Origin of the sequence: Flavonifractor plautii ATCC 29863 (assembly GCF_000239295.1) — a bacterium.
GTDB classification, from domain to species: Bacteria; Bacillota; Clostridia; order Oscillospirales; family Oscillospiraceae; genus Flavonifractor; species Flavonifractor plautii.
This window is the reverse complement of the sequence record NZ_JH417681.1, coordinates 1-6,570: the sequence shown is the minus strand read 5'-3', so window position 1 is coordinate 6,570 and position 6,570 is coordinate 1. Positions and strand designations below refer to the sequence as shown.

5 protein-coding genes are annotated in these 6,570 nt (G+C 66.2%); 3 read left to right on the top strand and 2 right to left on the bottom strand.

Features of this window, described 5'->3' with window-relative positions; translation table 11 throughout:
• Positions 1-30: 30 nt before the first annotated feature.
• Positions 31-930 (bottom strand): RluA family pseudouridine synthase, encoded by a 900-nt coding sequence (locus HMPREF0372_RS04795; RefSeq protein ID WP_007489438.1) that lies wholly within the window; start codon positions 928-930, stop codon positions 31-33.
• Positions 931-1,048: 118 nt separating this feature from the next.
• Between HMPREF0372_RS04795 and hemW the strand changes: the two genes are divergently transcribed.
• Positions 1,049-2,248, top strand: a complete 1,200-nt coding sequence (gene hemW / locus HMPREF0372_RS04790) for a radical SAM family heme chaperone HemW (RefSeq protein ID WP_007489437.1) — start codon at positions 1,049-1,051, stop codon at positions 2,246-2,248.
• 152 nt (positions 2,249-2,400) lie between these two features.
• Complete coding sequence (locus HMPREF0372_RS04785) at positions 2,401-5,418, top strand: phosphodiester glycosidase family protein (protein ID WP_039996703.1); 3,018 nt, start codon at positions 2,401-2,403, stop codon at positions 5,416-5,418.
• Positions 5,419-5,482: 64 nt separating this feature from the next.
• On the opposite strand, the gene HMPREF0372_RS04780 is transcribed toward HMPREF0372_RS04785, so the two are convergent.
• Entirely contained in the window at positions 5,483-5,971 is a 489-nt protein-coding gene (locus HMPREF0372_RS04780; protein WP_007489434.1) for a DUF6530 family protein, read from the bottom strand.
• A 116-nt stretch (positions 5,972-6,087) separates the two neighbouring features.
• Between HMPREF0372_RS04780 and spoVAC the strand changes: the two genes are divergently transcribed.
• On the top strand, positions 6,088-6,531 hold the full coding sequence (gene spoVAC, locus HMPREF0372_RS04775) for a stage V sporulation protein AC (protein WP_007489433.1): 444 nt from the start codon (positions 6,088-6,090) through the stop codon (positions 6,529-6,531).
• Positions 6,532-6,570 lie beyond the last annotated feature (39 nt).

The window sequence follows — 6,570 nt, the reverse complement described above, 5'->3', positions numbered from 1 at the left end:
GGCTTTCCCGCGTGCGGGAAAGCCGCCCGTTCATACCAGCCGGGCCATGTCCTCCGGCAGAGGCTGCTCCCAGGCCATGGGTTCCCCGGTGACGGGGTGGCGGAGGGAGAGCCGGGCGGAGTGGAGGGCGGGGCGGGAGATGAGGCTGTGATCCTCCGTGCCGTAGAGGAAGTCGCCGGTGAGGGGGTGGCCGATGTGGGCCATGTGTACCCGGATCTGGTGGGTGCGGCCGGTGTCCAGCTCCAGCTCCACCAGGGCGCGGCCCTGCCCGGTGCGGAGCACCCGGTAGCGGGTGGAGGCGGGCTGGCCCGCAGGGTCCACCTGGCGGGCCATGAGGGAGCCGGGGACGCGGCCGATGGGGGCGTCGATGCACCCCTCCGGCGGCCGGGGGATTCCCTCGCACACCGCCAGGTAGATCCGCCGGAAGGCGGGGGTGTGGAGCTGGCCCTTGAGCTGCTCCTGGGCGTGGGGGTGCTTGGCCACCACCAGCAGGCCGGAGGTGCCCTTGTCCAGCCGCTGGACGGGGTGGACGTCGGCGGCAATCCCCGCTTTTTTGTAATACCAGGCGATATAATTACAGAGCGTATCGCTGTAGTGGCCGGGGCCGGGGTGGATCAGCACGCCGGGGGCCTTGTTGAGCACCAGCAGATCCCCGTCCTCGTACACGATATCCAGGGGGCCGGGGGTGGGCACCATGTCCCCCTGGCCGTCGGGATCGGCTACCCGGACGGAGAGCACCTGCCCCGCCGCCGGGCGGCAGGCGGTGGTGACCCGCATCCCGTCCAGCAGGATGCCGTCGTCCAGCCACTTGACGCGGCGGATCACCGTCCCCGACAGGCGGAGCTCCCGCCGCAGCAGGGTGTCGATTTTTTCCCCCGCCTGGTCCGCCGTCACGGTCAGCTCCAGGCGGCGGGGGGACTGCTGGACCATGTTTGTGCCCTCCTTGCGTTTTTTCCCAGTATAGCACGGGCGCGGCGGCTTTTCAAACGGCGGATTTTGTAGTATAATAATCAATTAGAATCCAAGCAATGGAAACGAGGTGCCTCCAATGGCGGAAAAACTGGGCCTTTATGTCCACATCCCCTTCTGCCGCAGCAAGTGCGACTACTGCGACTTCTACTCCCTGGCGGGGAAGGAGGGCCGGATGGACGACTACCAAAAGGCGCTGCTCGCCCATATGAAGGAGACCGCGCCCCTCACCCGGGGCTGGCAGGTGGACACCGTCTACTTCGGCGGCGGCACCCCCAGCTTTTACGGGGAGAAGCGGCTGCGGGAGGTGCTCAAAACCGTGGCCAAGCGCTTCGATCTGGCCAAGGACGCGGAGATTACCGTGGAGTGCAACCCGGACAGTGTGGATAAGAAGGTGTTTCAGGCCCTCCGGCGGGCGGGGGTAAACCGCATCTCCCTAGGCGTCCAGTCCGCCCACGACTGTGAGCTGAACTGCCTGCACCGCCCCCATACCTTCCAGCAGGCCCAGAGGGCGGTGGCCGCAGCCCGAGAGGCCAAGATCAAAAACATCAGCCTAGATCTGATCTACGGTCTGCCCAACCAGGATATGGCGGGGTGGCGGGACACCGTGGAGCAGGTGCTGGAGCTGGAGCCGGAGCACCTGAGCTGCTACGGCCTCAAGGTGGAGCCGGGCACTCCCCTGGACGACCGGGTGGTGCGGGGGGAGAAGCTCCCCGACGACGACCAGCAGGCCGACATGTACCTCTGGACGGTGGAGCGGCTGGCGGCGGCGGGCTACCGCCAGTATGAGATTTCCAACTTCGCCCGGGCGGGCTTCCAGTCCCGGCACAATCTGAAATACTGGATGGGCCGGCCCTACATCGGTTTCGGGCCGGGGGCCCACTCCGACTTCGGCGGGCGGCGCTACTCCTTTACCCGGGATCTGGAGGGCTATATTGCCGCCGTGCTGGAGGGGGGCACCGTCATCGACGAGTCCGACCTGATCCCCCAGCGGGAGCGGGGCGGCGAATATTTGATGCTCCGCCTGCGCACCACCCGGGGCATCGAGGAGTGGGAGTACCGCCGGGAGTTCTTCATGAACTTCGATCCCATCGAGCAGAAGCTGGAGGAGTACGAGCGCCAGGGCTGGGCGGAGCGGCACGACCGCCGCTGGAATCTGACGGCCAAGGGCTTCCTGGTGTCCAACCAGCTCATTGGGGAGCTGCTGTCCATTCAGGAGGAGGCCACCCTGGAAAAGACGCTGCCCCGGCTGAAGCAGGGAAGGCCGGAGGAGGGGTAAGGGCGGGATTTTAAGACCGCCCGCCGCCCGTGGAAGAAAATTGTAAGAATTGGATTGACAAATCCTGGCCCCCGCTTGTTTACAAGCGGGGGCTTTTGTGTTAACATAATTTTCGTATGACCCGTTTCACAGACGATATTAGGAGGACAAGTATGAAACAATGGATCCGGCGGGGGGCGGCCCTGGGTCTGGCGCTGGCCCTGACTGTCACCGCGGCCTCGGCGTCCCAGGCCATGGGCTGGGACGTACATACCGGGCGGGCGCCCCTCTCCCAGGGGGCCAGCCTGGGAAAGAACGTGTTCTGGAGCGATACCTATTCCGACCTGCGCACCGAGTACTATGTGGAGTATTCCCCCAACGCCAGCGTAGTGCCCACGGTGGCCTACGGCTCCAAGGTTACCGACCGGGTAACCCTGTCCGGCATGGCCCAGACCCTGGAGAGCCAGGGCAAACGGGTGGTGTCCGGCCTGAACGGCGACTGGTATGTGCTCTCCACCGGCGCGCCCACCGGACTGGTGGTGACCGACGGGATTGTGCGGGCCACAGGCTACTACAACGACACCTGGGCCATCGGCTTCAACGCCGACGGCACCGCTTTCATCGCCCGCAACGGGCTGTCTGTCTCCGTGTCCTTCGGAGGGCAGGCCGTAAAGCTGGGCGGCGGCATCAATAAGGTGCGAAAGCTGACGGACAGTGCCGCTGTGGGCGGCCTGACCCTGCTGACCGACGACTTCGCCACTACCACCCAGAACACCGAGCCGGGGGTAGATGTGATTCTGTCCCCGGTGGATGACGGCACCGGCACCTACGCCGTTAAGCCTACCATCGGCCGGCAGACCCAGTATGTGGTGGAGCAGGTTCTAGAGTCCACCGGAAGTATCCCCATTCCCGAGGGCAAAGCCGTGCTCACCCTGAACGCCAAGGAGAGCGAGGAGGCCCTGGCCCGCCTGCGGGCCCTTCAGCCGGGGGATACCGTCACCCTTACCGTGTCCAGCAGCGATCAGCGCTGGAGCCAGGCAGTCCAGGCCCTGGGCGGCGTGTCCAAGCTGGTCACCAACGGGCAGGTGGACTCCGGACTGGACGCCTCCCGCACCGCCTGGCCCGCCATCGGCATCAAGGCTGACGGCACTGTGATCTTCTACGCCATGGATGGAAAGCAGCCCGGCTACAGCGTGGGCGCCACCCAGGGCCAGGTGGCCCAGCGCCTCATTGAGCTGGGATGCGTGGAGGCCATCTGCATGGACGGCGGCGGCTCCACCACCATCGGCGTCACCTACCCCGACCAGGAGGGCATGCAGGTGGTCAACAAGCCCTCCGACGGCAGCCAGCGGAAGAACAGCACCGCCATCTTCCTCACCACCGGGCTCCAGCCCACCGGCGAGCTGGCCTCCTACTACGTGACCCCTTCCGACAGCATCCTGCTCTCCGGGGCCACGGTGCAGCTCTCCGCTACCGGGCTGGACACCAGCTACTTCCCCACCAGCGGCGGCGGCGTGAGCTGGTCGGTGTCCAGCGGCGGCGGCACTGTGGACGAGAACGGCCTCTTTACCGCCGGGGCGGAGAGCGGCTTTGCCCAGGTCACCGCCACCGACGGCTCCGCCTCCGGCACCGGCTACATCACCACCGTCCGCACCCCGGACGAGATCACTCTGACCAATGAAGCCACCGGCGCGGCGGTCGCCAGCCTGAACCTGGACCCCGGCGGCCAGGTGGATCTGAAGGCCTCCGCCTCTTACCGCAAGCTGGCCCTCACCGCCCAGGATACCTGCTTCACCTGGTCAGCGGACCCAGAGGTGGGCACGGTGGACGCAAACGGCGTCTTTACCGCCGGGACAAAGAGCGCCAGCGGTAACCTCACCGTCTCCGCCGGGGGCAAGACACTCACCGTGCCGGTGAGTATCGCGGGCCACGTCAAGACGCTGGAGGACTGTGAGGGCGACCTGGCCTCCTTCGGTGCCACCAGCACGGCCTCCTACGGGGCCGAGACCGGCCTGGACTACGTCCACAACGGCCGCCAGAGCCTGAGGATGACCTATGACGCCTCCACAGGCGGAACGGCGAGCCTGAACAGCGCGCTGCCCATCCCCGCCGGAGAGAGCTGGCTGGGCGTGTGGGTGTACGGCGACGGCTCGGGCAATACCCTGATGGCCACGGCGGCGGACGCCAGCCTCCAGAGCCGGCAGTTCCTACTGACCGCCCTGGACTTCACCGGCTGGAAGTACGTCAGCGCCGAGCTGCCCGAGGGCGCGGCCACCCTCACCAGCCTGGACGTGATCTATGGCGGCGGCGCGGGCGGCCCGGCCGGGACCATCTGGCTGGACCAGTTCACCACCTCCAATGAGAATGTCAGCGACACCATTGCCCCCACCGTCCGCCTGTCCGTCAGCGGCACTCAGCTCACCGCCGCCGTGTCAGACAACGTGGACCGCACGATTCCCCAGGCCAATGTGAGCCTGACCTATGACGGGGCGGCTCTGAACTTTACCTGGAACGAGGCCTCCGGAACCCTGACCGCTACGCTGCCCGCCGCCGACAGCGGCTATCATCGGGTGAGCGTCACCGTCTGCGACGCCAGCGGCAACCTGGCCCGCGCCTCCGCGGATGTCAAGCCCGCCGGGACACGTACCTCCCCCTTTGGGGATATGGCGGGTCACTGGGCCGAGCCCTACGCCACCTACCTCTATGACACCGGCGTGTCCAAGGGCACCGGCGTGGAGATCCCTGTCTATCAGCCGGAAAAGAACATCACCCGCGCGGAGTTCTTCGCCATGGTGGCCCGGTGGATGGACCTGGATCTCACCCAGTACGCCAATGTGGAGCTGCCCTTCGTGGATGCCGCCTCCATTCCGGACTGGGCGCTGAATGAGGTCAAGGCCATGTACAGCCTGGGCATCCTGAAGGGCGGGGCCAACGAGAGCGGCCTCACCGTCAACGCCCTGGCCACCATCAGCCGGGCCGAGGCCATGACCATTCTGGGCCGCACCCAGGCCAGGGGCTATGCCGAGCCGGAGCTCACCTTCTCCGACGCGGGGCAGGTGCCCGACTGGGCGGCCGGCTACCTCAGGAGCCTGGTGGGGCAAGGTGTGATTACCGGCAACGACAACCGCATCCGCCCCAACGATCTGCTCACCCGCGGCGAGGTGGCAAAGCTGCTCTACGCCATGCTGTGAGGGACGGATAAACAACACGGGCCCCCGGTCTCTTTGAGACCGGGGGCCCGCGCTTGTTCCGCGCTCAGCCCCGGCAGCCCAGCTCCCCCAGGAGCCGGGCCAGCACCCGCATGCGCTCCCCGAGCAGCTCGCCGTCCCGGGCCAGGGCGTCCTGGAACAGACGGAGATCCTCGTCGATGTGGTCGCTGGAGGTGCATACCTCCACCGTCATGGCGTCCCCCTGCAGGCCGATGCGGTCCACCTGGGGATGCTCCGGGTCGTAGCCCCTGGGGAAGCGGTAGGCCTCCTCCTGGAAATAGAGCTGGGCCCGGCAGGCCAGAATCGCCAGATCCAGCACCCGGTGGAGGGGCAGCTCCTCCGACTGGCGGGACCACTTCTCCCCGGTGTGCCGCCACACCTTGGCGGAGATGTCCACCTTGCCCCGGTCGTTCCACTGGGCCAGGCCCAGGGAGAGGCCTTGGGCGTCGGAGCCATAGGCGGTGCGGCCGTCGATGCGTCCGTAGTCCTCGGCCACCAGGACGGGCTTGTGCTTGAGGGTGGTGGGGATGTGCATATGGTCGGCCTCCAATCAGTAAATTAGTAATTTAGTAAATGACTAAAATAAGATAGCACGTATAAACTTCGCTGTCAAGGGAAACCTTACAAAGGACAAAAGGAGGCTGCGGACGCATGGATATGACCAATCAAGAGTATGGCCGCTACGTCAGCCAGAAGGCCAAGCCCTCGCCCCTGTGGAAAAACCTGCTGTGGGCCTTTGTGACGGGCGGGCTGATCTGCACCGGCGGGCAGGCCCTGCTGAATCTGTTCCGCGGGTGCGGGCTGAACGAGAACGCCGCAGGCACCGCCGTGTCGGTGACCATCATCTTCCTGGCGGCCCTTTTTACCGGTCTCGGTCTGTTCGACAAGCTGGCCAAGCACGCAGGGGCGGGCACGCTGGTACCCATCACCGGATTTGCCAACGCGGTGGTCTCCCCGGCGCTGGAATTCAAGTGCGAGGGGCTGGTCATGGGCGTGGGCGCCAAGATGTTTGTGATCGCCGGGCCGGTGCTGGCCTACGGCATCAGCGCCTCCGTGCTCTACGGCGTGATTCTCCAGCTCTTTTTCCGGGGATAAAGAGCGGGAAGAGGGGGGCCGCCCAGGCGGCCCCCCTCT